This is a genomic window from Caulobacter sp. 10L414 (genome assembly GCF_056395525.1).
The window spans coordinates 33,868-57,498 of record NZ_JBFTJR010000031.1 but is presented as its reverse complement, the minus strand read 5'-3'; the positions used below and the strand labels follow the sequence as shown (position 1 = coordinate 57,498).

Here is a 23,631-nt window from a genome sequence, read left to right as displayed (position 1 = left end):
GGCCTGCGTGCTGTTCGCCGCCGCCGCGCCCGCGCCGCCGGCTGGCGCGCCGGCGTCGGCCATCCTCGCGTCCGTGCGCCGCAACGAGGGCTCGCCGGCCTCGCGGCTGAAGACGCTGGCCTATCTCGACAACGTGCTGGCCCGGGCCCAGGCGCGCGACGCCGGCGCCGACGAGGCCTTGATGCTGGACAACCAGGGCCGCCTGGCCTGCGCCTCGGCGGGCAATCTGTTCTGGCTGGACGGGGACGTGCTGGCGACGCCGGCGCTGGACTGCGGCGTGCTGGCGGGGCTGGCGCGCGGCCGGGTGATGGACGCGGCCGCTCGCCTGGGGCTGCAGGTGCGCGAAGTCCACGCCAGGATCGAGGCCCTGGCCGGCGCCGATGCGGCCTTCCTGACCAACAGCCTGACGGGCGTGCGGCCCCTGGTGTCGCTGGACGGTCGCGCCCTGGGCGTCGATCCGCGCGTAGCGGCCCTGGCCGCCGCGCTGGCCTAGGTCTTGAGCCACTCCACCGTTTCGGTGCGGCGCGGGCGCAGGAAGTAGGTCCGCCGGAAGGTGAACGAGGCTTTGTTCAGGCTGGTGGCCGGCGTGTAGTTGTAGCTGGTGGTGCTGACGATGACGCTGCTGCCGGCGGGCAGCACGCTGTCGGGGACGTTGGTCACCACGGCGGCGGCGGCCGGGCAGTCGGTCGGGCTGTTCTTGGGCGCGACCCAGGCCACGGTGTCCTTGCCCTTGCTGTCGGACACCACGCTGTAGAGGCACAGGCGCATGGGCGAGGCCGGGAACGGCTTCATCACCGCCAGGCTGATGTTGTAGATGTCGTTGACCCGGGTCTGGTTGATCTGGCCGTTCTGGGCGGCCATGTCGCCGATCAGCGAGGTGGCGTGGAACAGGCGTCGCTGGGCCATCATCGCCTGGGTCAGCTCGGCCATGCCGAAGTAGAACAGCAGCAGCAGCGGGGCCAGCAGGGCGAACTCGACGGCGACCGCGCCACGGACGTCGCGGGTGAAGCGGGGACGGCGCGGGGTCATGTGGGGCAGCTCACGGCGACGACGGCTTCGTTGTTGAACGGCTCGTTGGCGAAGGCGGTGGTGAAGCCGAGCGTCTTCTTGCCCTTCGAGGTCTCGATGACCGAGGCCAGCAGAGGCGTGATCACCGGCCAGTCGTAATAGGCGCGCACGACGACCAGCGAGCTGGCGCCGCCGGGATCCCAGCACATCGTGTTGGGCGTCGTCAGGCCGCTGGTCGAGGTGAAGGTCGACACCGTGCGCACGTCGACGCGCAGGCGGGTGCTGCAGTTGTCCTGCAGCCAGCTCATGCGCTGGCAGACCTTGGTCTTGAAGGCGGTGGCCGAGTTGTCGCTGGAGGTCTGGACCTGGCCCGTGCGGATCTCGCGGCCGGCGTCGATGACCGCGTTCTCCAGCATCATCGACACGAAGAACACCAGCGCCAGTTCGATCAGGCCGAAGAACAGCAGCAGGAACGGCGCCAGCAGCAGGGCGAACTCGACGGCGGTCGCGCCGTCCTGCGCGCGCGCGAACCGGTGCAGCCGGCGGCGGACGGCCTGCCTCAGGCGGGCGTTGAGCGTGACGGGAGGCTTCCCCATGGAGCGGTCCGAGTTTGCGACGAGCCCGACCATAGCGGCCGCTCCCTAACCGCGTCCTAAGCCGCTCCACGCGCGCTCATGCGTGCGTGGAGTCGTTTGATAGGGGTTCAGGGCTGGCCGGGCGCCGGCGCCGGCGCCGGCTCGGCGGCGGTCAGGGCGGTGCAGCGGCCGTCGCAGGCGTAGGCCGAGGCGTTCACGCCGCGCTGGACGGTCACGGCGTCGGCGGTGACGTCGGTCACCAGCACCTGGCCGCCGGCCAGCGGTCGGCCCTGGGCGTCGAAGGCGAACAGGGTGGTCACGCCCACGCGCTTGCCCAGGATCACCAGGGTGCGGTCGTTGATGACGCTGACGTCGGCGATCTGCGGGTCGCCGACCACGATCTCGCGGGCGGGCCCGCCGAGGGGCACCGTCGTCGCCTGGCCGGCGGCCACGGTCATGGTGCGGGTGGGCGCGGAGGCGGTCGGAGCGGCCGCCTGGGCCGCCACGGCGGCGCCGAAAAGGCTGAAAACGGCGGCGATGGCGAGCGAGAGGCGGCGCATGGCGGTCCTGTCGGAGCGAAATCTATGACTTCACCCTGACGAAGAATGGTCAATAAAAACCTAAGATCGGCCAGGGTGCGACAAGCTGCGCATCTGCGAATTCCTTGAGAATCAACGGGTTTATGCGCTCGAATGGTGGCGTGGTTAAGAGTTGATAATGGTAAACTTGAATAAACCAAAAGAAAAATCGGCAGAATGTCTCGGTGTTTACTGCCGATTAATCGAGGTGGGCGAAATTGATCGTGTTTTCGGGGGTGAACAAGTCGCCATGGCTTGCAGGCCCAGCCAAGTTTTCTCAGCAGGAGATCAAGTCATGTCGAAGTTTGTCACGCGCTTCCTGAAGGACGAGTCGGGCGCCACGGCCATCGAATACGGCCTCATCATCGCCCTGATCGCCGTCGTCATCGTCGCCGCTTTCGGCGTCCTGCGTCCGGCCATCGAAGGCGCCTTCGAGCGTACCGCTGGTCAGCTGGACGCCGCCCAGTAAGGCTTGGACCGCTCAAGGGAGACGGCCGATGGTCGCCTTTATCGATCGTTTTCTGAATGACGAACGAGGCGCAACGGCCATCGAGTACGGCCTGATCGCGGCTCTGATGAGCCTGATCGTGGTCGCCGCCGTCCCCGTGCTTCGCGAACCCCTGCTCGGCGCTTTCGACCGGGTGCGGGGCCACCTCGACGCCGCAGGCAACTAGCGGCGAAGAGGCGGGAAGCCCAAAGGTCTTGAAGGGCCGCGACGTTCCGACGTCGCGGCCCTTCTTCTTTTCTGGTCTCAAATACAGAGAACACTGTGGCCAAGCCCGGCAACGATTGCTTCATCGGCGCCGGGATAGATTGGCGCAAGTCGAGGTTAGAGGCCCTGCCATGCAGACCCTGCAGATCCTTCCGCTGATCGTCTTCGCCGGCCTCGCCGTCGTCGCGGGCCTGAAGGACGTCACCAGCTACACCATTCCCAACTGGATCTCGCTGGCGCTGATCGCGGCCTTTCCGCTGGGCGCTGCGATGGGCGGGATCGGCTGGGCCTCGGCGGGCCTGTCGCTGGCCGTGGGCTTCGGCCTGCTGGTGGTCGGCATGATCATGTTCGCCCTGCGCTGGGTCGGCGGCGGCGACGCCAAGTTCCTGGCCGCCTGCGCGCTGTGGATGGGCGTGCCCGGCATCGCGCCGTTCCTGCTGACCACGGCCCTGGCCGGCGGCGCGCTGACCGTGGGCCTGATGAGCCTGCGCTCGGGCTGGCTGGCGCCGGTGATCGCCGGCGGTCCGGCCTGGGTGCGCCGTCTGGGCGACAAGAAGGGCGATGTTCCCTACGGCGTGGCGATCGCGGCCGGGGCCCTGGCGGCCCTGCCGCAAAGCGTCGTCGGCCAAGCTTTGCTCAACTGACCGCGAACGGCTCCCGGCTTTCGGGAGTCCGCGTCAGGCTGTCGCGGCTCGAAACGCCGTGGCGGCCTGCTTCCTTTAGTGGCTGTTAACCATGGGCGCCGCAGTTTGCGATGCGGCCAGAACGGCTGTTCGATCCCTGCGTCCGGCGGAGTGAAGCTCTCCAGGCGCGCCGAACCCGTCCTGCCGACGCCAGAGCTCCGCCGCGCATGAACCCTGTCAGAATCATCATCGTGCTGGTCGCCGCCGTTTCGGCGATCGGCCTGGCCGTGCTGATGCAGAAAGCCCTGGGCGGCAAACCCGCCAAGTCGGAAGCGGTGGCTTCGGCGCCCGCGCCCACCCTTGACGCCAAGCCGATGACCCTCGTCCTGGTCGCCAAGCGCGACCTGGCGATCGGCACGCGCCTGACCAAGGACGACGTCGAGTGGAAGGCCTGGCCGGCCGACGCCGTCAGCCCCGTCTATCTCACCAACGGCGCGGCCCCGGTCGAACCGGCCAATKGCGCGGCCAAGGCGGTCAAGACCGTCGGCGAGGCCGCCGGCGTGCTGGGCGGCGGACCGCCCGAAGCCAGCGTCGAGGGCGCGATCGTTCGCGACCCGCTGCTGGCCGGCGAGCCCATCGTGGCCCGCAAGATCGTTCGCGGCGGCGAGGGCGGCTACCTCTCCGTCGTGCTGTCGCCCGGCGCCCGCGCCATGGCCGTTCCCGTCACCTCCGAAACCGCGGCCGGCGGCTTCATCCTGCCCGGCGACCGCGTCGACGTGCTGATGAGCCGCGACGCGCCCAACGCCGACACCAACGGCGGCGGCAAGCAGGTGGTCGCCGAGACCGTGCTGCAGAACATCCGCGTCCTCGCTCTCGACCAGGCCACCGCCGCCGAGAAGGACGCCAAGACCATCGTCGCCGCCACGGCCACCCTCGAGGTGCGCCCGGCCGAGGCCGAGGCCCTGACCCGCGCCAAGGCGTCGGGCCCCGTCACCCTGGCGCTGCGCGCCTACACCGACCTGGGCGGCCCCTCCGGCGTCGCCGCCCCCACCCAGGACTCCACGGTCATCCGCATCAATCGCGGCGGACAGACCTCCAGCATCGCGGTGCGCCAATGATCCGCCGATCCGCCCTCGTCTCCCTCGCCATCCTGGCGGCCCTGGCCCCGGCGGCCGCGGTTCATGCCGACGGCTATGCCGGCAACCGGGTCTACCGTCCGGCCCGCGCCGCGCCGCGCGCGCCGGCCCCGGTCGTCACCTATGCGCCGCAGCCGGTCGCCGACCAGGTGCTGCGCGTCGACCTGACCGCCGGCCCCGACGCTCGCGTCCTGAACCTGCCGCGCGGCAAGTCGGCGATCATCGAGCTGCCGGTCGACGTGCGCGACATGCTGGTCACCAACCCGCAGGTGGCCGACGCGGTGCTGCGCAATCCGCGCCGCATCTACGTGCTGGGCGTGGGCAAGGGCTCGACCGACGCGGTGTTCTTCGACGCCGCCGGCCGCCGCCTGCTGTCGCTGGCCATCCGGGTCGACGAGGATTCCGGCCTGCTGCAGGACACCCTGCGCAAGGTGCTGCCCGACGCCCGCATCGAGGTGCAGCCGGTGCGCGACAGCGTGATCCTGACCGGTACGGTTGCCAACGCCTCTGACTCCAGCAAGGCGGTGCTGGTCGCCCAGCAGTTCGTCTCCAAGCCCGAGCAGGTGGTCAACATGCTCAGCATCGCCGGCAAGGACCAGGTGATGCTCAAGGTGCGGGTCGTCGAGGTCCAGCGCAACATCATCAAGCAGCTGGGCGTGTCGACCAGCAACCTGCTCAACGACGGCTTCAAGACCTACAGCCTTGGCCGCGAGAACACCTTCGCAGTCAATGGCGGCATGGTCGGCGGCGCCGACCTCTGCTACGGCCGCAACAACGTCCGCACGACGAACTACACCAACAACGCCTCGCTGACGAACAACGGCAGCGTGACGAGCGGCTCGACCGGGTCGACGACCGCCACGACCTCGACCAGCGTCAGCGTCACCGATCCGGTGACCGGCGCGGTCACCACCACGACCACCTCGTCGGGCAACAGCGGAAGCTCGGGCAGCAGCAATTCGCTGACCGGCCTGGTCTCCAGCGCCGCCAGCACCGCCTACAGCATGGCCACCGGCAACAACCTCAACGCCTGTCTTCAGGCGTTCGAGCGGGTGGGCCTGATCCGCACCCTGGCCGAGCCGAACCTGACAGTCGTCTCCGGCGAGGCCGGCAAGTTCCTGGCCGGCGGCGAGTTCCCGGTGCCCACGGGCAGCGACGAGAACGGCCGCGTGACCATCGAATTCAAGCCCTACGGCGTGGGCCTGGGCTACACCCCGGTGGTGATGTCGGGCGGCCGCATCTCGCTGAAGCTGTCGACCGAGGTCTCGGAGCTGTCGAGCCTGGGGGCCTTCACCGTCTCCACCGGCACCAGCTCGACCCTGGTGGTGCCGGGCCTGTCGGTGCGCCGCGCCGAGACCACCGTGGAGCTGCCTTCGGGCGGCGCCCTGATGATCGCGGGCCTGCTGCACCAGCAGACCAAGGAGAACATCGACTCCCTGCCGGGCATGACCTCGCTGCCGATCCTGGGCTCGCTGTTCCGCTCGCGCGACTACCTGAACGGCGAGACCGAGCTGGTGGTGATCATCACTCCCTACATCGTCGACCCCACCCGGCCGCAGGATCAGCAGACGCCGGCCGACGGCCTGCAGATCGCCGGCGACATGAGCACCGTGCTGCTGGGCCGCCTGAACAAGGTGGTCAAGGCCCCCGCGGGCGCCAACGTCGAGCGGACCTATCAGGGTCCGGTCGGCTACGTGATCGAATAAGGACGCGGACCATGACGCGAGCCAAAACCTTCCGCGCCATCCTCGCCGGCGCCGGCCTTGCGGCCCTGGCCGCCTGCGCGTCGACCGAACGCGCGCCGCCGCCGGCCGCGGTGGCGATCACCCCGACCGAGCAATGGACCGACAAGGTCAAGGTCAGCGCCGCGCCCGACGAGGTGCTGCTGGCCGTGCACCCCGAGGGCCTGTCGCCGACCCAGGTGCGGGCGCTGGACTCGCTGCTGGCCCGGTTCACCGAGGCCGAGGCCAAGGAGCTGGTCGTGCTGGCGCCGGTGGGCGGACCCGAGGCCCCGGCCGCCGGCCGCATGGCCGCCGCCGCCCGCGCCTACCTGATCGACGCCGGCGCGCCGCGCTTCGCCATCCGCATCGACTCCTACCCGGCCGACGGCGACAAGGCGCCGCCGCTGCGCGTGGGCTACCTGCGCCATGAGGTCGAGGTCCCGCGCTGCGGCTCCTGGGGCAACCTGACGGCCACGCAGAGCAACCAGGCCTACGCCAACTTCGGCTGCGCCGTGACCGCCAACATCGCCTCGCAGGTGGCCAATCCCGCCGATCTTCAGGGCCCGCGCCGCGAGGACTCGGCCGACGCCATGCGCCGCGGCGTGGTCATGGGCAAGTATCGCGCCGGCGAACCGACCGCGTCGCAGAAGGACACCCAGTCCGACGGCGCCGTTTCTCGGGTGGTGAAATGACGACCTTCCGGACCACCGATCCCGATCCCTTCGACCTGGGCTTCGAGGCCGACGACGAGTTCGCGCCGGTCGGCGGCGATCCGTGGCGCACGGCGCCCGCCCCGGCGGCGGCGGCCAGCGACCCGTTCGCCGACTTCCCGCCCGCCCGGCCTCGGCCGGAGAGCCGGCCCGAGCCTGCGCCTGGCCTCGCCAGCCTGGCGTCCAACCCGTTCGCCGACCTGGCCCCGCCGGTCCAGGAGGCGCCGCGCCCCGCGCCCGTGGCCGCGCCCGAGCCGGCCGCGATGGACTGGGGCGTCTCGGCGCATGACGAAATCCTGCCCGGCGTCGAGGCAGGCGTCGGCGAGGCCAGCGTGCCGCGCATCGCCATCCACGCCTTCGGCGTCCGCGCCGAGACCCTGGCGGTGATCGAGGCCGCGGCCGCCGATCGCCGGATGAACCGCGCCTCGGTCGTCACGCGCTCGGGCGGCCTGGAGGCGGCCGTCGACTTCTATCAGAACCAGCCGACGCCCTCGCTGGTGCTGGTCGAGACCATGGACTCGGCCCAGCGCATGCTGGCGCTGCTGGACGGCCTGGCCCAGGTCTGCGACCCCGGCACCAAGGTCGTGGTGATCGGCCAGACCAACGACATCGCCCTCTATCGCGAGCTGATGCGTCGCGGGGTCAGCGAGTACCTGACCCAGCCCAAGAGCCCGCTGCAGGTGATCCGCGCCGTCACCGCGCTGTATTCAGACCCGTCGGCGCCGTTCGTCGGCCGCCAGGTGGCCTTCGTCGGGGCCAAGGGGGGCGTGGGCTCCTCGACCCTGGCCCACAACTTCGCCTGGTCGATGGCCGAGCGGATGGAGGCGGCCACGGTCATCGTCGACCTGGACCTGCCGTTCGGCACCGCCGGCCTCGACTTCAACCAGGACCCGCTGCAGGGCGTGCTCGACGCGCTCAGCCAGCCCGAGCGCCTGGACCCGGTGCTGATGGACCGGATGATGGTCCGCTGCGGCGACCGCCTGTCGCTGCTGGCCGCCCCGGCCACGCTGGAGCAGGACTACGACATCGGCGCCGACGCCTACGAGGAGGTGACGCAGAAGATGCGCGGCGCCGCCCCGTTCGTGGTGCTGGACCTGCCGCACAGCTGGGCGCCCTGGACCCGCAAGGTGCTGGTCGGCAGCGACGATCTGGTCATCGTCGCCACGCCGGACCTGGCCAGTCTGCGCAACGCCAAGAACATCGTCGACCTGGTGCGCCAGGCGCGCCCCAACGACATCCCGCCGCGGCTGGTGCTGAACCAGGTCGGCGTGCCGGGGCGTCCGGAGATCCCGGTCAAGGACTTCGGCGAGGCGCTGGGCGTGACGCCGTCGCTGGTGCTGCCGTTCGATCCCAAGCTGTTCGGCCAGGCCGCCAACAACGGCCAGATGGTCGCCGAGGTGGCCCCCAAGTCGAAGGCGGCCGAGGGCGTCGATCACCTGGCGCGGCTGATCAGCCGTCGCGAGGCGCCGGCGGCCGCCAAGTCGGCGTCGATCCTGTCGGGTCTGTTCAAGAAGAAGTAGGGGCGAATGTTCGGCAAGCGCGATCAGGCCACCGTCACCGAGCGCCAGGCGCCGCCTCCCGCCCCCACCGGCGGGACGGCCATCGCCACGCGCCCGCAGCGCGTCGATCCCGCCGCGGCGCCGGCCGCCGCGCCCGTCAAGCCGYCCGCCGCGCCCAAGGCCACCCAGGGCCTGGAGCAGCTGCGCGCCGCCCAGGGGCAGCAGCAGACCACCACGATCGTCCGTGAGCAGAGCGACTACTATCACGCCACCAAGACGACGATCTTCAACGCCCTGCTCAACACCATCGACCTGTCGCAACTGGCCCAGCTGGACCAGAAGGCGGCGGCCGAGGAAATCCGCGACATCGTCGCCGAGCTGGTGGCGATCAAGAACGTCTCGATGTCGGTGTCCGAGCAGGAGCACCTGGTCCAGGACATCATCAACGACGTCCTCGGCTACGGCCCGCTGGAGCCGCTGCTGGCCCGCGACGACATCGCCGACATCATGGTCAACGGCGCCCACCGGGTGTTCATCGAAGTGGCCGGCAAGGTGCAGCTGACCAACGTCCGCTTCCGCGACAACCTGCAGCTGATGAACATCTGCCAGCGGATCGTCAGCCAGGTCGGCCGCCGGGTCGACGAAAGCTCGCCGATCTGCGACGCGCGCCTTCCCGACGGCAGCCGCGTCAACGTCATCGCGCCCCCCTTGGCGCTGGATGGTCCCACCCTGACCATCCGGAAGTTCAAGAAGGACAAGCTGACGATGAAGAACCTGGTGGAGTTCCTCTCCATCAGCCCCGAGGGCGCGCGCGTCCTCGGCGTCATCGGCGCCTGCCGCTGCAACGTCATCATCTCGGGCGGCACCGGCTCGGGCAAGACCACCTTGCTCAACACCATGACCGCCTTCATCGACCCCACCGAGCGGGTCGTGACCTGCGAGGACGCGGCCGAACTGCAGTTGCAGCAGCCGCACGTGGTGCGCCTGGAAACCCGCCCGCCCAACCTGGAAGGCCAGGGCGCGGTGACGATGCGCGATCTGGTCAAGAACTGCCTGCGGATGCGTCCCGAGCGGATCATCGTCGGCGAAGTCCGCGGCCCCGAGGCGTTCGACCTGCTGCAGGCCATGAACACCGGCCACGACGGCTCGATGGGCACGCTGCACGCCAACAGCCCGCGCGAGGCCATCAGCCGCGTCGAGAGCATGATCACCATGGGCGGCTACGGCCTGCCCTCGAAGACCATCAAGGAGATGATCGTCGGCTCGGTCGACGTGATCATCCAGGCCGCCCGCCTGCGCGACGGCAGCCGCCGCATCACCCACGTCACCGAGGTCGTCGGCCTGGAAGGCGACGTCATCGTCACCCAGGACCTGTTCGTCTACGAGATCACCGGCGAGGATGAGAACGGCAAGGTGCTGGGCAAGCACCGCTCGACCGGCATCGCCCGGCCGCGCTTCTGGGACCGCGCCCGCTATTACGGCCTCGAGCGCGAGCTGGCCGAAGCGCTGGACGCGGCGGAGTAGGGCGCGGCGATGTTCATCCTGATCGCCGTCCTCGGCTTCATCACCATCGCCGGGCTCGGCTTCGTGCTGACCGGCGGGGGCGAGAGCGCGGGCGCCAAGGCGGCCAAGCGCGCCCAGGTGATCGTCGGCGGCGGCGAGCGCCAGGCCGCGGCGCGGGCCAAGGTCGCGGCCAACACCCCCGACGCCCGCCGCAAGCAGATCCTCAAGACGCTCAAGGAGCAGGATCGCAAGCAGAAGAAGGCGACGCTGACGATCGCCGCCCGCCTGCGGGCCGCCGGCCTGGGCGAGAACGCCAAGATGTTCTGGATCATCAGCGGCGGGCTGGGGCTGTTCGTCACCCTGTTCCTGCTGATGCTGCGCCAGATGCCCCTGGTCGCCCTGGGCGCCGGCTTCGCCGCGGGCTTTGGCCTGCCGCGCTGGGTGATCGGCTTCATGGGCAAGCAGCGCACCAAGAAGTTCATCGACGCCTTCGCCGACGCCATCGACATCATCGTGCGCGGCATCAAGTCGGGCCTGCCGGTGCACGACTGCCTGAAGATCATCGGCAAGGAGAGCCCCGAGCCCCTGGCCGGCGAGTTCCGCACCCTGACCGAGAACATCGCCATGGGCATGCCCCTGGATACGGCGCTGGAGCGGCTCTACGAGCGCATGCCCACCGCCGAGGTGCGGTTCTTCGCGATCGTGCTCAACATCCAGCAGAAGACCGGCGGCAACTTGGCCGAGGCCCTGGGCAACCTGTCGACCGTGCTGCGATCGCGCAAGCTGATGGCCGAGAAGATCAAGGCGCTGTCGGCCGAAGCCGTGGCCTCGGCCTTCATCATCGGCTGTCTGCCGCCCGGCGTGATGATCCTGATCACGGTCATCGCCCCCGAATACATGAGCACCCTGTTCACCGACCTGCGCGGCCGCCTGATGCTGCTGGCCGCGGCGATCTGGATGAGCATGGGCATCTTCATCATGCGCCGCATGATCAACTTCAAGTTCTAGGGAGGCGCGCGCATGGTCCAGATGCTGACGGATCCCTCCAACCTGCTGACCGCCTTCGTGGCGGTGGTGGTGTTCGCCACCATCATCACCCTGGCCGCGCCGGTGATGAACAGCAACGGCCTGGAAAGCCGCCTGAAGTCGGTGGCCAACCGTCGCGAGGAGCTGCGCCGCCGCTCGCGCGCGGCCATGGCCCAGAAGGGCGCCTCCGGCTCCAGCCTGCGCCACACCGACGAGGGCCTCTACAAGACCATCGTCGACCGCCTGCAGCTGTCGAAGCTGCTGGAGGACCCGAAGGTCGTCGACAAGCTGGCCCAGGCCGGCTTCCGCGGTCCCAAGCCGGTGTCGACCTTCTATTTCTTCCGCTTCGTGATGCCGTTCGTCTTCGCGCTGTTCGCGGCGGTCTACCTGTTCGGCATGAACGGGCTGGGCCTGCAGACGATCCAGAAGGTGGCGATCTGCGTCGGCGCGCTGACCGTCGGCTACTACGCGCCCAACCTCTACATCCAGAACGCCGCCCAGAAGCGACGCGAGTCGATCGTCGCGGCCTTTCCCGACGCGCTGGACCTGCTGCTGATCTGCGTCGAGAGCGGCATGTCGATCGAGGCGGCCATCCAGAAGGTCAGCAACGAGGTCGGCGCCAGCTCGATGGAGCTGGCCGAGGAGCTCTCCCTGCTCACCGCCGAACTGTCCTACCTGCCCGACCGGCGCCTGGCCTACGAGGGCCTGGCCCGGCGCACCAACCATCCGGGCATCAAGTCGGTGGCCACGGCCATGATCCAGGCCGAGCGCTACGGCACGCCGCTGGGCGCGGCCCTGCGGGTGATGGCCAAGGAAAACCGCGAGCTGCGCCTGTCGGCCGCCGAGAAGAAGGCCGCCAGCCTGCCGCCGAAGCTGACCGTGCCGATGATCGTGTTCTTCCTGCCGGTGCTGTTCATCGTCATCCTCGGCCCGGCGATCCTGAAGATCTCCGACACCATGGCCAAGAAGCCGGTCGGCTGAGCCTCCCCGAAAAGGCGACCCTCGCCGGCGCAGGTTCCGGCGAGGGTCAGTCAGGGGAAGGGGATCAGCCCGTCAGGCGCGGCTCGGGTTCGGCTTTCACGCCGGCCAGGAAGGCGGCGTGGCCGGGCAGGGACGCGGCCGTGCGCTCGGCGATGCGCGCCAGGTCGCCCAGCCAGCCGTCGACCTGGGCGTCGGCGACCACGGCGGTCATCGGGTGGGAGGCCGTCGGCGTCAGGCCCTGGCCCAGCAGCACCTGCACCCAGCTGCTTTCCTTGAAGAGGTCCTCGTCGCGGCTGAACACCCGGCCGGAGCTGGCGAACAGGGCCATGCGCTCGGCCAGGCTTTGCGGGACCTCCATCGCCTTGCGGCTGGCCCAGAACGGCGTGTCCTCGCGCTGCGTGGCTTTGTAGTGCAGGACCAGAAAGTCGCGGATGCAGGCGTACTCCTGCTCGGTCTGGCGGTTGAACTCGGCGGCCAGCAGCGGGTCGAAGCCCTGATCGGGAAACAGCGCCAGGAGCCGCGCCAGGCCCGATTGCACAAGGTGGATGCTGGTCGACTCCAGCGGCTCCATGAAGCCTGAGGCCAGGCCCAGGGCCACGACGTTGCGGTTCCAGCTCTTCTTGCGGCGGCCGGTGACGAAGGTCAGCAGGCGCGGCTGCGCCAGGGCCTCGCCCTCCAGGTTGTCCATCAGCGTGCGGGCCGCGGCGTCCTTGTCGGTCCAGGCGCTGGAGAACACGTGACCGTTGCCGGTGCGGTGCTGCAGGGGGATGCGCCACTGCCAGCCGGCGTCGCGGGCCCAGGCGCGGGTGTAGGGAACCGGCGGGGCGGGATCGCGGCTGGGAACGGCCCAGGCGCTGTCCATCGGCAGCCACTTGCGCCAGTCCTCGTAGCCGGACTTCAGCGCCTCCTCGATCAGGAGACCGCGAAAGCCCGAGCAGTCGATGAAGAGCTCGCCCTCGACCCGCCGCTCGCCCTCCAGGGTCACGGCGCGCAGGAAGCCCGTTTCGCCGTCCTGGTCGACGCCGACGATGCGGCCCTCGACGCAGCGGACGCCCCGGGTCTCGGCATGGGCGCGCAGGTGGCGGGCGTAGAGGGCGGCGTCGAAATGGAAGGCCCAGGTCAGCGGTTCGCCGCCGGCCGCGCCGGCTGTGCGTCCGAAGCGTTCGGCGCGGGCGGCCAGGGCGTTGGCCGACCAGGCCCAGAAGTCGTCGCTGGCGGTTCCGCGCCGGCGGGCGTCGAGCCAGTAGTGGTGGAAGGGCGTGACGCCCAGCGGCCGGCCGACGGGGCCGAAGGCGTGCATGTAGCGATGGCCGGGCGTCAGCCAGTCGACGAACTCGATGCCCAGCTTGATCGTGCCTTCGGTGGCGCGAAGGAAGGCGTCCTCGTCGAGGCCGATGAAGGCGTTGAAGTTGCGCAGCTGCGGGATCGAGGCCTCGCCGACCCCCACCGTGCCGATGGCCTCGGACTCCACCAGGCTGATGGCGACCGTGGGCCCCAGGGCGCGCGACAGCATCGCCGCGCTCATCCAGCCGGCCGTGCCGCCGCCGACGATGACGATCCTGCCGATGCGGTTTTCCGCCATGGCCTTGCGTCCTTGTCTCCCTACTAAAAGCAAAAAGCCCCGCCGGCGGACCGGCGGGGCTCTTCGAAAGACGTGTTCGGGGCCTTAGAACTTGTAGGCGACGCCGAACATGTAGGTGGTGCCGTACTTCTGGTAGTCGATGGTCCGGCGCTTATCGCCGTTCTCGTAGGTCTTGAACGGCTCGTCGGTGATGTTGTTGGCTTGCAGCATCAGCGACAGGCCCTCGAGGCGGCCCTCGCGGAACTCGTAGCCGATCTGGGCGTCGAGCACCGATTCAGCGTCCACCGTGCGGTAGATGCGCGAGGCCGACAGGCCGGCCACCTCGCCCAGGAACTTGCCGCGATAGCGGTTGCTGATCCGGGCGTTGAAGCCGTTGTTCTCGTAGTAGAACGTGGTGTTGACGACCTTCTTCGACAGGCCGGGCATGTCGATCGGGTCCATGTTGTCTTCCAGCTTCACTTCGCTGTCGGTCAGCGAGGCGCTGAACTGCAGGCCGAAGTGGCGCAGGGGCTCCCACAGCAGGTCGCCCTGCAGCGAGGTCGAGAACTCGACGCCGCGGATGAAGCCGCCCTTGCCGTTGTCGGGACCGGTGACCAGGCCGACGGTGGTGCCGAGGGCGGCCTGCTGGGCCGGGGTCAGCAGGTAGGTGAAGGCCGCGAAGTCCTTGTAGCTCGACGAGTTCGAGTTCACGTAGTTCGACAGCTTTTTGTAGTAGGCGGCCACCGAGACATAGGCCGAGCGGCCGAAGTACTTCTCCAGCGACAGGTCGACGCCGTCGGCGATGTACGGACGCAGGCGCGGGTTGCCGCCGTTGGCGCTGAAGTACGACTGGTTGGGATTGGTCGAGGTCAGGTAGGCCGGGTTCTGGTTGAACGACTGGCTGGCGCGCAGTTCGTCCATCCGGGCGCGGGCCAGGGTGCGGGCCAGGCCGACGCGCAGCAGGGTCTCGTTGCTGAGGTCGAAGGTCAGGTTCAGGCTCGGCAGCACGTAGGTGAACTTGTCGCCGTCGTCGGTCGACATCGGGTTGGCGACGTTGTTGGGGTCCACGGCCACGCCGGTCGAGAACTGGTCGGTGTAGACCACCTGGACGCCGGCGTTGCCGGTCACCGGGATGGAGCCCACCGTGCTGTCGATGCCGAACTTGGCATAGGCCAGGTGAACCTCTTCGCGCACCGACCAGTTGCGGGTCTGCACGGCGGGGTTCTGGTCGGCGATCAGCGTGTAGACGCCGTTCTTCAGCAGGTACATCGGATCATAGGCCAGCATGCCCTTGATGCCGATCATGTCGAGGCTGACCGTGCCCAGGATCGCCGCGGTCGGGATGGCGCGGCTGGTCGGGGCGCCGTCGGCGATGCGGCCGCCGAAGGTCAGGAAGCTTTCGTGCACTTCCTTGGATTTCTCGCGCAGGCTGCCGTTGTAGGCGAACTCGACGGTGTTGATCGGGCCCCAGGACAGGTCGCGCTTGGCGGCCAGCTTGATCGCCTTCAGCTCGTCCTCGATTTCCGGGGTGTTATAGAAGCCGGCCTGGGTCAGGGCCCCGCCGGCCGCGCCCGCGCCCCAGCCTTGCGGGTCGGTCAGCACGATCTGGGCGGGGTTGGTGTAGTCCAGAGTCGAGCTGAACATGGTGCCCGCGCCCGGCGTGGTGCGGAAGCTCAGGGTGTCGGTCGCGCCGCTGCCGCTGGGGCCGGTGCCCGAGTAGGACTCGAAGATGACGTCCTTGCGCTCGGCGTGCGACCACGAGAGGTCGGCCACGGCGGTCCAGCCGTTGTCGAACGTGTAGGCGGTGTTCCAGCCCAGCGAGGCCAGCTTGGCGTTGCGGGTGTTGAGGTCGTTGCGCATCACGCCCTTGACCCCGGTGTAGGTCCCGGCGGTCACGAAGCCGTCGGTGACGGTGTAGCCGGGCTGCAGCGTGGCCGAGCTCCAGTACAGCGGCAGTTCGATGCCGCGCAGGATCTGCTTTTCCTTGAAGTCGGAATAGTAGGCGTCGAGGGAGGTGTGGAACTTGTCGTTCGGCTTGTACTCGAACACGCCGATGACGCCGGTGCGCTTGAGGTTGTTGGACTGGTTGTAGGGCTTGGCGCCGCCGATCACCAGGTCGTTGGCCGTACCCGTGGTCGGGTAGCCCCAGGCGTTGAAGCGACGGCTCTGGGTGGGCGAGGAGATGTGCGAGACCGACAGGGCCACGCCGACGGTGTCGTCGGCGAACTGGTCGACGAAGGTGGCGCTGAAGCGGCCGCCCTTGTCCTTGGCGTCGGGGTTCAGCTTCTTCTCGCCGTTCATCTCGTAGCGGGCGTTGGCCGAGATGACCGTCTTGCCGTAGTCGAGCGGGCGGATGGTGCGCAGGTCGACCGTGGCGGCCAGGCCCTGGCCGACCACGCCGGCGTCGGGGGTCTTGTAGACCACCACGCCGCTGAGGATTTCAGACGGATACTGGTCGAACTCGACGCCGCGGTTGTCGCTGGTCGAGACCTGCTCGCGGCCGTTCAGCAGCACGGTGTTGAAGTCGGGACCCAGGCCCCGGACCGAGATCGACTGGGCGCGGCCGTCCAGGCGCTGGGCGGTCAGGCCCGGCAGGCGGGCCAGCGACTCGGCGATCGAGGTGTCGGGCAGCTTGCCGATGTCTTCGGCCGAGACCGTCTCGACGATCGAGCTGGAGGCCTTCTTCAGGGCGATCGAGTTCTCGATCGAGGCCCGGATGCCGGTGACGGTGATTTCCTCGACGGCGTTGTCTTCGGTGGTCTGGCCGGCGGCCGGGGCCTGGGCGTAGGCCGCTCCGGCGGCCAGCAGCAGCGCCAGGCCGGTGGCGGCCCCGCTCATCAGCGCCGCGCGGCGCGGCTTGAATCGGATGTCCATGTGTTCCCTCCCGCAAGTTGGTCCGCGCGGTTCTCCCGCGCCGTGTTGCGCAAATTACTGCAAACGCATCGAGACTTTTGCAACTGAAAAATGGACGGATTGTCATGTTCCGCGACGTCAGGGTGCGAGATCCCCATGTTTCAAAGGGTTTTTGCGGCTATTTCGCCACAGTGCGACAGGGTGTGGCGGGCTGATCGCGAGGCGAATGGATTGACAGCCTGCAAACGGCTTTGCAAATCTATGCAAAATTGACCTGGGCGACGCATCGTTCAGGATCGCGACGCTAGGGATGGAGGGGCAGGGGATGGACACCCGCAATCGGTGGGGGCGGCTGGCGGCCGCGCTCGGCTGCGCCGGCATGACCCTGGCCTCCGCCCCGGCCCTCGCTGCGCCGGCTTCTGAAGCCTTCCGCGACCGGCCTGCGCAGGACGAGGTGATCTATTTCGTGCTGGCCGACCGCTTCGCCAACGGCGATCCGGGCAATGATCGCGGCGGCCTGAAAGGCGACCGCCTGGCCACCGGCTACGACCCGGCCGACAAGGGCTTCTTCCACGGCGGCGACTTCAAGGGCCTGGCCGGCAAGCTCGACTATGTGCAGGGCCTGGGCGCGACCGCGATCTGGCTGGCGCCGATCTTCGTCAACAAGCCGGTGCAGGGCCCCAAGGGCCAGGAAAGCGCCGCCTATCACGGCTACTGGATCACCGACTTCACCGACGTCGACCCGCACCTGGGAACCAAGGCCGACTTCAAGGCCCTGGTCGACGCCGCCCACGCGCGGGGGATGAAGGTCTATCTCGACATCGTCATCAACCACACCGCCGACGTCATCAAGCTGAAGGAGTGCGAGGGCCGTCGCTGCGAGTACCGCGGCAAGGCCGACTATCCGGTCAGCCGTCGCGGCGGGGTCTCGGGGGCGGCGATCAACGCCGGTTTCGCGGGCGACGCCGACGGCTCGGCCGAAAACTTCGCCAAGCTGACGCGGCCGGACTTCGCCTACACCCCGTACGTCCCCGCGGCCGAGGCCAGGGTCAAGAAGCCCGACTGGCTGAACGACCCGATCTATTATCATAACCGCGGCGAGAGCGATTTCGTCGGCGAGAGCTCGCTCTATGGCGACTTCGCCGGGCTCGACGATCTCTATACCGAGCACCCGCGCGTGGTGGCCGGCTTCATCGATATCTACGGCGCCTGGATCGACGAGTTCGGGATCGACGGCTTCCGCGTCGACACCGCCCGCCACGTCAATCCGCAGTTCTGGCAGGCCTTCGTGCCGGCCATGCGCKAGCGGGCGGCCAGGCGCGGCATTCCCAACTTCCACATCTTCGCCGAGGTCGCCGATCCCGATCCGGTGGCCCTGGCCCGCTCGACCGTGGTCGACGGCTTTCCGGCCCCGCTGGACTTCGCCTTCCAGAAGGCCGCCGCCGAGGTCGTCTCCGGCAAGGCCGGCACGAACGTGCTGGCCAAGGTCTACGCCGCCGACGCGCTCTATCGCGGCGGCGAGGCGGCCAGTCCGCAGATCCCCACCTTCCTGGGCAACCACGACATGGGCCGCTTCGGCCGCTGGCTGCTGAAGGACAATCCCGACGCCTCCGACGCCGAGCTCGTTCAGCGCGCGACGCTGGCCCACGCCATGCTGATGTTCCTGCGCGGCGCCCCGACCCTCTATTACGGCGACGAGCAGGGCTTCACCGGCGACGGCGACGACAAGGACGCCCGCGAGGACATGTTCGCCAGCCAGGTCGCCGTCTACAACGACAACCGGCTGATCGGCGGCAAGGGCGGCTCGGCCGACCGCTATGACCCTTCCGCGCCGCTCTATCGCGCCCTTTCCGGCATGGCCAAGGCCCGCGCCGCCGAGCCCGCCCTGCGGTCCGGCCGTCAGGTGGTCCGCGCCGCCGGCGACAAGCCCGGCCTGCTGGCCGTCTCCCGCCTCTTCCAGGGCCGCGAAGCCCTGGTCCTGTTCAACACCGGCGCGGCGCCGGTGGACGCCCACGTCGAGGTCGAGACGACCTCCGCCGCCTGGCGCTCGGCAGTCGGGGCCTGCGCCCCGGCCGCCGCCGCGCCCGGCAGCTATCGCGTGACGCTCGCGCCGCTCGACTACAAGATCTGCGTCTCGGAGGGCGCGCACCAGTGACGACCGAAAGCTTGACCAAGCCCGCCGCGCATCCCGTTTCCGCAGCCGGCGCCGAATGGTGGCGCGGCGCGGTGATCTATCAGGTCTATCCGCGCAGCTACGCCGACTCCAACGACGACGGCGTGGGCGACCTGCCGGGGATCACCGCGCGCCTTGAGCACATCGCTTCGCTGGGCGTGCAGGCGATCTGGCTGTCGCCGTTCTTCGCCTCGCCGATGAAGGACTTCGGCTACGACGTTTCGGACTATCGCGACGTCGACCCGATCTTCGGAACCCTGGCCGACTTCGACGCCCTGATCGACAAGGCCCATCGCCTGGGCGTCAAGATCATCATCGACCTGGTGTTCTCGCACACCAGCGACGAGCACGCCTGGTTCGCCCAGAGCCGCGAAAGTCGAGATAATCCGTATGCGGATTGGTACGTCTGGGCCGACGCCAAGCCCGACGGCTCGCCGCCCAGCAACTGGCAGTCGGTGTTCGGCGGTCCGGCCTGGACCTGGGACGCCCGGCGCGGCCAGTACTACATGCACAACTTCCTGGCCTCGCAGCCGCAGCTGAACCTGCACAATCCCAAGGTCCAGGAAGCGCTGCTCGACGTCACCCGCTTCTGGCTGGAGCGCGGGGTCGACGGCTTCCGCTTCGACGCCATCAACTTCTCGATGCACGACCCGTCGCTGAAGGACAATCCGCCCCTGCCGCCGGGCGGCAAGCGCACGCGGCCGTTCGACTTCCAGGACAAGGTCCACAACCAGGGCCACCCGGACATCCCGAAGTTCCTGGCCCGCCTGCGGGCCCTGACCGACCAGTACGAAGACCGCTTCTCGGTGGCCGAGATCGGCGGTGACAGGGCCGACGAGGAGATGAAGCGGTTCACGGCCGGCGAGGATCACCTCAACAGCGCCTACAGCTTCCTCTACCTCTACGCCGACGACTTGCGTGAGGAGTTGGTGCGCGGCGGCGCGGCCGACTGGCCGGGCGCGCCGGGCGAGGGCTGGCCGTCCTGGACCTTCTCCAACCACGACGCGCCGCGGGCGGTGTCGCGCTGGGCGCGCGGCCGCGACCGCAAGGCCTTCGCCGAGATGGGCCTGCTTTTGCTGATGACGCTGCGCGGCAACGTCTTCGTCTACCAGGGCGAGGAACTGGGCCTGCCCCAGGCCCACGTGCCGTTCGAGCGGCTCGTGGATCCCGAAGCCATCGCCAACTGGCCCCAGACCCTGGGCCGCGACGGCGCCCGCACGCCGATGCCGTGGACGGCCGCGGCGGCCAACGCCGGCTTCTCGACGGTGGAGCCTTGGCTGCCGGTCGATCCGGCCCACCTGCCGCTGTCGGTCGATGCGCAGGAGGCCGACGCGGCCTCGACCCTGCACGTCGCCCGCCGCCTGATCGGCCTGCGCGCGCAATGGCCGGCGCTGAAGACCGGCGGCATGCACCTTGTCGACACCAACACCCCGCTGCTGGTTTTCGAGCGCGGCGAGGGCGAGGCGGCGATGCTGTGCGTCTTCAACCTCGGCTTCGAGGCCGTGGCCTGGGACCTGCCGCAGGGCTTGACCGTGGTCGACAGCGTCAATCTCGGCGCGCCGGGCGTCGTGCCGCCGATGGGCGGTCTGCTGGCGAAGCGGGGGTGATTTCCCACCCCCAACCTCCCGTCATTCCCGCCCTTGTGGCGGGAATCCCTTTGTCAGCCGCAGGTGCGAGTGGGGCGGATCGCAAGCGATCCGCTTGCACCGCCCGTGCGAGCGGAACCAGGGTTTCCCGCCACAAGGGCGGGAATGACGGGAAGAAAAGGGAAGGGGCGGAGGGATTTCTATCCCCCGCAGCTTTCGCGGATGATCAGATCCGTCGGCACCCGCTCGGACCGGCTGGCGCCCTGGCCGCTGGCGTCGAGCAGTTTCGACACCATCAGCCGTCCCGCCTTGGCGGTGTCCTGCGAGATGGTCGACAGGGCTGGGCGCGAATAGCGGGCGAAGGGCACGTCGTCGTAGCCGATCACCGAGACGTCGCCGGGCACCGACAGGCCCGCATGCTGCAGCGCGCGGATGGCGCCCAGTGCGATCAGGTCGGAGGCGGCGACGACGCCGTCGAACTTCACGCCGCGCTGGATCAGGCTGTCGATGCTGGCCTCGGCCGACTCGACCTCGAAGTGGGCCGGCACGATCAGGTCGGGATCCACGCCCAAGCCGAACTGCTCGACGGCGTCGAGATAGCCGCGGTGGCGCTGCATGGCCTCTGGCGCCTCGGTGTCGCCAAGGAAGACGATGCGTTTGCGGCCCAGGCGCGCCAGGTGCAGCGTCGCGCGTTTGGCGCCCAGCGGGTTGTCGGAGCCCACCGAGCAATAGGCCTGGTCGGGCAGCTGCGCGCCCCAGACCACGAAGCGGGCTTCGGTCTCGGCCAGGCGGTTGAAGGCGGTGTGCAGCCAGGATTGGCCCAGGAAGATCACCCCGTCGGCGCGGCTGGTGGTCATGGCCGCCGACAGGTCTTCGAAGCTGCCCGGGGCCACGTGGCTGACCAGGATGTCGCAGCCGCGCTCGCGGGCGGCCTCGCCGACGCCGGCGAACAGTTCGAGGAAGAACGGATCCGACAGGCGTCCCTCGCGGTGCTGCGGACGCGGCACGACGATGGCGATCGTGCCCTCGGCGCCGATCGGGCCGGCGGGCATGTAGCGGCGGAACGGATAGTCCATCTCGCGCGCCAGCTTCCAGATCAGCTGCTTGGTGCGCTGGTTGACGGCGGGGCTGTCGTTCAGCGCCCGCGAGGCGGTGGAGATCGAGACGCCGGCCATCCTGGCCAGGTCTTCCAGACGCGTCGCCCCCTTGCTCACCGTGTCCCGTCCCCGTCGTCTCACGCGGCCGCAAAATTTGCCGCAAACTTTTTCACTGACCTGTTTAACGCATCGCCCGCCGTGCTTGGCAAGTGCGGCGAGGCGAGGTTTTCCGGAGTAGAAGCATGATCCTGCGCCTTCTCGCCGCGGCCGCCCTGGCCCTGGCGGCCTCGCCCGCGCTGGCGGCGGTCACGGCCATCGCGACCTCGCCCGACAAGGTGCTGAGCGTGACGGTGACCACCGACAACGACGGCCAGCCGACCTATGCGGTCAGCCGTCTTGGCCGCCCGGTGATCGCCCCGTCCAAGCTGGGCTTCATCCTGGTCGACGCCCCCAAGCTGCAGCGCAATTTCGAGGTGACCGACCAGAAGGTCCGCAGCGTCGACGAGACCTGGGACCTGCCGTGGGGCGAGCGCAAGAGCGTGCGCAACCGCTTCAACGAGCTGCGCGTGACCCTGGTCGAGAAGACCCCGCTGCACCGTCGCCTGGATGTGGTGTTCCGGCTCTATGACGACGGCCTGGGCTTCCGCTACGAGTTCCCCGAGCAGGCCAATCTGAAGACCGCCCGCATCGGCGAGGAACTGACCGAGTTCTCCCTGGTCGACGAGGCCACGGCCTGGTGGATCCCGGCCTATGAGTGGAACCGCGAGGAGTATCTCTACAACACCACGCCGGTCGAAGAGGTCAGCGTCGCTCAGACGCCGATGACCGTCCGCACCAAGGACGGTCTGCACGTGTCGCTGCACGAGGCCTCGCTGGTCGACTACGCCGGCATGAACCTGGCCCGCGCCCAGGATCGTCGCTTCAAGGCCAGCCTGACGCCGGGGATCGGCGAGGCCAAGGTCGAGCGCGCCCTGCCGTTCCCCACGCCCTGGCGCACCCTGCAGATCGCCGACAGCGCCGGGGGCCTCGTGACCTCCAGCCTGATCCTCAATCTCAATGATCCGAACAAGCTGGGCGACGTCTCGTGGATCAAGCCGATGAAGTATGTCGGCGTCTGGTGGGAGATGCATCTCGACCACAAGACCTGGGGTTCTGGCCCCAAGCACGGCGCGACCAACGACAACGTCATGCGCCACATCGACTTCGCCGCCAAGCACGGTCTGGGCGGGGTGCTGGTCGAGGGCTGGAACAAGGGCTGGGACGGCGCCTGGTTCGCCGACGGCTCGGAGTTCAGCTTCACTGAATCCTATCCGGACTTCGACCTTGCGAAGCTCACCGACTACGCCCGCAAGAAGGGCGTGGTGCTGATCGGCCACCACGAGACCGCCGGCAACACCGTCGTCTACGAGCGCCAGATGGATGCGGCCTTCGACCTCTACAAGTCGGTCGGCGTGTCGGCGGTGAAGACGGGCTATGTCGCCGACGCCGGCGGGGCGCAGGTGCTGGGTGCGGACGGCAAGACCCACTTCGCCTGGCACGAAAGCCAAGCCATGGCCGAGCACCACCTGCGGGTGCTGGAGGCCGCCGCCAAGCGCCAGATCGCCATCAACGCCCACGAGCCGATCAAGGACACGGGCCTGCGCCGCACCTATCCCAACTGGATCAGCCGCGAGGGCGCGCGGGGCATGGAGTTCAGCGCCTGGGGCCAGCCGGGCAATCCGCCCGAGCACGAAGCCAACCTCGTCTTCACCCGCCTGCTGGCCGGGCCGATGGACTACACGCCGGGCATCTTCGGCATGAAGACCAAGGCCCCCGACGGCGTGGCCACCACCTGGGCTAAGCAGCTGGCGCTGTACGTGGTGATCTACAGCCCGATCCAGATGGCCGCCGACCTGCTCGAGAACTACGAGGCCAACCCGAAACCCTTCAAGTTCATCGAGGACGTGCCGGTCGACTGGGCGGACACCAAGGTGGTCAATGGCGAGATCGGCGACTTCGTCACCATCGCCCGCAAGGACCGCAAGAGCGACGACTGGTACCTGGGCGCGATCAGCGACGAGCAGGGCCGGGTGCTTTCCGCGCCGCTGTCGTTCCTGGATCCGGGCCGCAAGTACCGCGCCGAGATCTATCGCGACGGCGAGGCGGCCGACTGGAAAACCGCCCCGCAGGACATCGTCATCGAGTCCCGCGAGGTGACGGCGGCCGATACGCTGACCCTGAAGCTGGCCCCCGGCGGCGGCCAGGCGATCCGCTTCGTGGCGCTCGGGAAGCGGTAGGGCTCTTCAATTG

At 69.0% G+C, this 23,631-nt stretch carries 20 protein-coding genes; 14 read left to right on the top strand and 6 right to left on the bottom strand.

Annotation, left to right across the window (positions count from 1 at the left end):
• Positions 1–493 (top strand): aminotransferase class IV (locus AC1DCG_RS14045; protein ID WP_477041525.1); only part of this gene is annotated, 493 nt, incomplete at its 5' end.
• Here AC1DCG_RS14045 and AC1DCG_RS14040 read toward each other — a convergent pair.
• The 3 genes from AC1DCG_RS14040 to AC1DCG_RS14030 all read right to left on the bottom strand — a co-directional run bounded on the left by AC1DCG_RS14040 (position 490) and on the right by AC1DCG_RS14030 (position 2,143).
• Entirely contained in the window at positions 490–1,029 is a 540-nt protein-coding gene (locus AC1DCG_RS14040) for a TadE/TadG family type IV pilus assembly protein (RefSeq protein WP_165261774.1), read from the bottom strand. The two genes, AC1DCG_RS14045 and AC1DCG_RS14040, sit on opposite strands and share 4 nt — an antisense overlap.
• Complete coding sequence (locus AC1DCG_RS14035) at positions 1,026–1,604, bottom strand: TadE/TadG family type IV pilus assembly protein (protein ID WP_477029357.1); 579 nt, start codon at positions 1,602–1,604, stop codon at positions 1,026–1,028. Before AC1DCG_RS14035 ends, AC1DCG_RS14040 begins: the two co-directional genes overlap by 4 nt.
• Positions 1,605–1,711: 107 nt before the next feature.
• On the bottom strand, positions 1,712–2,143 hold the full coding sequence (locus AC1DCG_RS14030; protein WP_165261778.1) for a pilus assembly protein N-terminal domain-containing protein: 432 nt from the start codon (positions 2,141–2,143) through the stop codon (positions 1,712–1,714).
• Between the two features lie 313 nt (positions 2,144–2,456).
• Here AC1DCG_RS14030 and AC1DCG_RS14025 point away from each other — a divergent pair, with 313 nt between their 5' ends.
• The 10 genes from AC1DCG_RS14025 (at position 2,457) to AC1DCG_RS13980 (ending at position 12,072) form a co-directional block, all read left to right on the top strand.
• Positions 2,457–2,630, top strand: a complete 174-nt coding sequence (locus tag AC1DCG_RS14025; protein ID WP_165261780.1) for a Flp family type IVb pilin — start codon at positions 2,457–2,459, stop codon at positions 2,628–2,630.
• Between the two features lie 28 nt (positions 2,631–2,658).
• On the top strand, positions 2,659–2,835 hold the full coding sequence (locus AC1DCG_RS14020) for a Flp family type IVb pilin (RefSeq protein WP_165261782.1): 177 nt from the start codon (positions 2,659–2,661) through the stop codon (positions 2,833–2,835).
• Positions 2,836–3,004: 169 nt separating this feature from the next.
• Positions 3,005–3,517, top strand: a complete 513-nt coding sequence (locus AC1DCG_RS14015; protein ID WP_477029358.1) for an A24 family peptidase — start codon at positions 3,005–3,007, stop codon at positions 3,515–3,517.
• Between the two features lie 206 nt (positions 3,518–3,723).
• On the top strand, positions 3,724–4,614 hold the full coding sequence (gene cpaB, locus AC1DCG_RS14010; RefSeq protein ID WP_477041524.1) for a Flp pilus assembly protein CpaB: 891 nt from the start codon (positions 3,724–3,726) through the stop codon (positions 4,612–4,614).
• Positions 4,611–6,338, top strand: a complete 1,728-nt coding sequence (locus tag AC1DCG_RS14005; protein WP_477029359.1) for a type II and III secretion system protein family protein — start codon at positions 4,611–4,613, stop codon at positions 6,336–6,338. Before cpaB ends, AC1DCG_RS14005 begins: the two co-directional genes overlap by 4 nt.
• Positions 6,339–6,349: 11 nt before the next feature.
• Positions 6,350–7,045: a CpaD family pilus assembly protein gene (locus tag AC1DCG_RS14000; protein WP_477029360.1), complete on the top strand. Its 696-nt coding sequence runs from the start codon at positions 6,350–6,352 to the stop codon at positions 7,043–7,045.
• Positions 7,042–8,583, top strand: a complete 1,542-nt coding sequence (locus tag AC1DCG_RS13995) for a CpaE/TadZ family protein (RefSeq protein WP_477029361.1) — start codon at positions 7,042–7,044, stop codon at positions 8,581–8,583. The genes AC1DCG_RS14000 and AC1DCG_RS13995 overlap by 4 nt, the downstream gene beginning before the upstream one ends.
• Positions 8,584–8,589: 6 nt before the next feature.
• Positions 8,590–10,086: a CpaF family protein gene (locus AC1DCG_RS13990; RefSeq protein WP_477041523.1), complete on the top strand. Its 1,497-nt coding sequence runs from the start codon at positions 8,590–8,592 to the stop codon at positions 10,084–10,086.
• A 9-nt stretch (positions 10,087–10,095) separates the two neighbouring features.
• Positions 10,096–11,073 carry a type II secretion system F family protein gene (locus tag AC1DCG_RS13985; RefSeq protein WP_165261796.1) on the top strand — a complete coding sequence of 326 codons (978 nt, stop codon included), beginning with the start codon at positions 10,096–10,098 and terminating at the stop codon, positions 11,071–11,073.
• Between the two features lie 12 nt (positions 11,074–11,085).
• Entirely contained in the window at positions 11,086–12,072 is a 987-nt protein-coding gene (locus AC1DCG_RS13980) for a type II secretion system F family protein (protein WP_165261798.1), read from the top strand.
• 64 nt (positions 12,073–12,136) lie between these two features.
• Here the strand turns inward: AC1DCG_RS13980 and AC1DCG_RS13975 are convergent, their stop codons facing one another.
• Together AC1DCG_RS13975 and AC1DCG_RS13970 are read right to left on the bottom strand one after the other, a co-directional pair.
• Positions 12,137–13,654, bottom strand: coding sequence for a tryptophan halogenase family protein (locus AC1DCG_RS13975; protein WP_477029363.1), 1,518 nt, complete (start codon positions 13,652–13,654; stop codon positions 12,137–12,139).
• Positions 13,655–13,738: 84 nt separating this feature from the next.
• Entirely contained in the window at positions 13,739–16,507 is a 2,769-nt protein-coding gene (locus AC1DCG_RS13970; protein WP_477029364.1) for a TonB-dependent receptor, read from the bottom strand.
• Positions 16,508–16,811: 304 nt separating this feature from the next.
• Here AC1DCG_RS13970 and AC1DCG_RS13965 point away from each other — a divergent pair, with 304 nt between their 5' ends.
• Both AC1DCG_RS13965 and AC1DCG_RS13960 read left to right on the top strand, forming a co-directional pair.
• A complete protein-coding gene (locus tag AC1DCG_RS13965) occupies positions 16,812–18,641 on the top strand; it encodes an alpha-amylase family glycosyl hydrolase (RefSeq protein WP_477041522.1) in 1,830 nt (609 codons plus the stop codon).
• Positions 18,638–20,266, top strand: coding sequence for an alpha-amylase family glycosyl hydrolase (locus AC1DCG_RS13960; RefSeq protein WP_477029366.1), 1,629 nt, complete (start codon positions 18,638–18,640; stop codon positions 20,264–20,266). The genes AC1DCG_RS13965 and AC1DCG_RS13960 overlap by 4 nt, the downstream gene beginning before the upstream one ends.
• A 179-nt stretch (positions 20,267–20,445) precedes the next feature.
• Here AC1DCG_RS13960 and AC1DCG_RS13955 read toward each other — a convergent pair whose 3' ends face one another.
• A complete protein-coding gene (locus tag AC1DCG_RS13955; RefSeq protein ID WP_477029367.1) occupies positions 20,446–21,483 on the bottom strand; it encodes a LacI family DNA-binding transcriptional regulator in 1,038 nt (345 codons plus the stop codon).
• A 101-nt stretch (positions 21,484–21,584) separates the two neighbouring features.
• On the opposite strand from AC1DCG_RS13955, the gene AC1DCG_RS13950 reads away from it, so the two are divergent.
• On the top strand, positions 21,585–23,618 hold the full coding sequence (locus AC1DCG_RS13950; protein ID WP_477029368.1) for a glycoside hydrolase family 97 protein: 2,034 nt from the start codon (positions 21,585–21,587) through the stop codon (positions 23,616–23,618).
• Positions 23,619–23,631 lie beyond the last annotated feature (13 nt).

What these genes read in the sequence shown, in the direction of transcription:
- AC1DCG_RS14030 (WP_165261778.1), bottom strand. Translation starts at nt 2,143, where the DNA reads ATGCGCCGCCTCTCGCTCGCCATCGCCGCCGTTTTCAGCCTTTTCGGC.
- AC1DCG_RS13970 (WP_477029364.1), bottom strand. Translation starts at nt 16,507, where the DNA reads ATGGACATCCGATTCAAGCCGCGCCGCGCGGCGCTGATGAGCGGGGCC.
- AC1DCG_RS13950 (WP_477029368.1), top strand. Translation starts at nt 21,585, where the DNA reads ATGATCCTGCGCCTTCTCGCCGCGGCCGCCCTGGCCCTGGCGGCCTCG.
- AC1DCG_RS14020 (WP_165261782.1), top strand. Translation starts at nt 2,659, where the DNA reads ATGGTCGCCTTTATCGATCGTTTTCTGAATGACGAACGAGGCGCAACG.
- AC1DCG_RS14000 (WP_477029360.1), top strand. Translation starts at nt 6,350, where the DNA reads ATGACGCGAGCCAAAACCTTCCGCGCCATCCTCGCCGGCGCCGGCCTT.
- AC1DCG_RS13985 (WP_165261796.1), top strand. Translation starts at nt 10,096, where the DNA reads ATGTTCATCCTGATCGCCGTCCTCGGCTTCATCACCATCGCCGGGCTC.
- AC1DCG_RS14005 (WP_477029359.1), top strand. Translation starts at nt 4,611, where the DNA reads ATGATCCGCCGATCCGCCCTCGTCTCCCTCGCCATCCTGGCGGCCCTG.
- AC1DCG_RS13980 (WP_165261798.1), top strand. Translation starts at nt 11,086, where the DNA reads ATGGTCCAGATGCTGACGGATCCCTCCAACCTGCTGACCGCCTTCGTG.
- AC1DCG_RS14025 (WP_165261780.1), top strand. Translation starts at nt 2,457, where the DNA reads ATGTCGAAGTTTGTCACGCGCTTCCTGAAGGACGAGTCGGGCGCCACG.
- AC1DCG_RS14035 (WP_477029357.1), bottom strand. Translation starts at nt 1,604, where the DNA reads ATGGGGAAGCCTCCCGTCACGCTCAACGCCCGCCTGAGGCAGGCCGTC.
- AC1DCG_RS13995 (WP_477029361.1), top strand. Translation starts at nt 7,042, where the DNA reads ATGACGACCTTCCGGACCACCGATCCCGATCCCTTCGACCTGGGCTTC.
- AC1DCG_RS13975 (WP_477029363.1), bottom strand. Translation starts at nt 13,654, where the DNA reads ATGGCGGAAAACCGCATCGGCAGGATCGTCATCGTCGGCGGCGGCACG.
- AC1DCG_RS14015 (WP_477029358.1), top strand. Translation starts at nt 3,005, where the DNA reads ATGCAGACCCTGCAGATCCTTCCGCTGATCGTCTTCGCCGGCCTCGCC.
- AC1DCG_RS14040 (WP_165261774.1), bottom strand. Translation starts at nt 1,029, where the DNA reads ATGACCCCGCGCCGTCCCCGCTTCACCCGCGACGTCCGTGGCGCGGTC.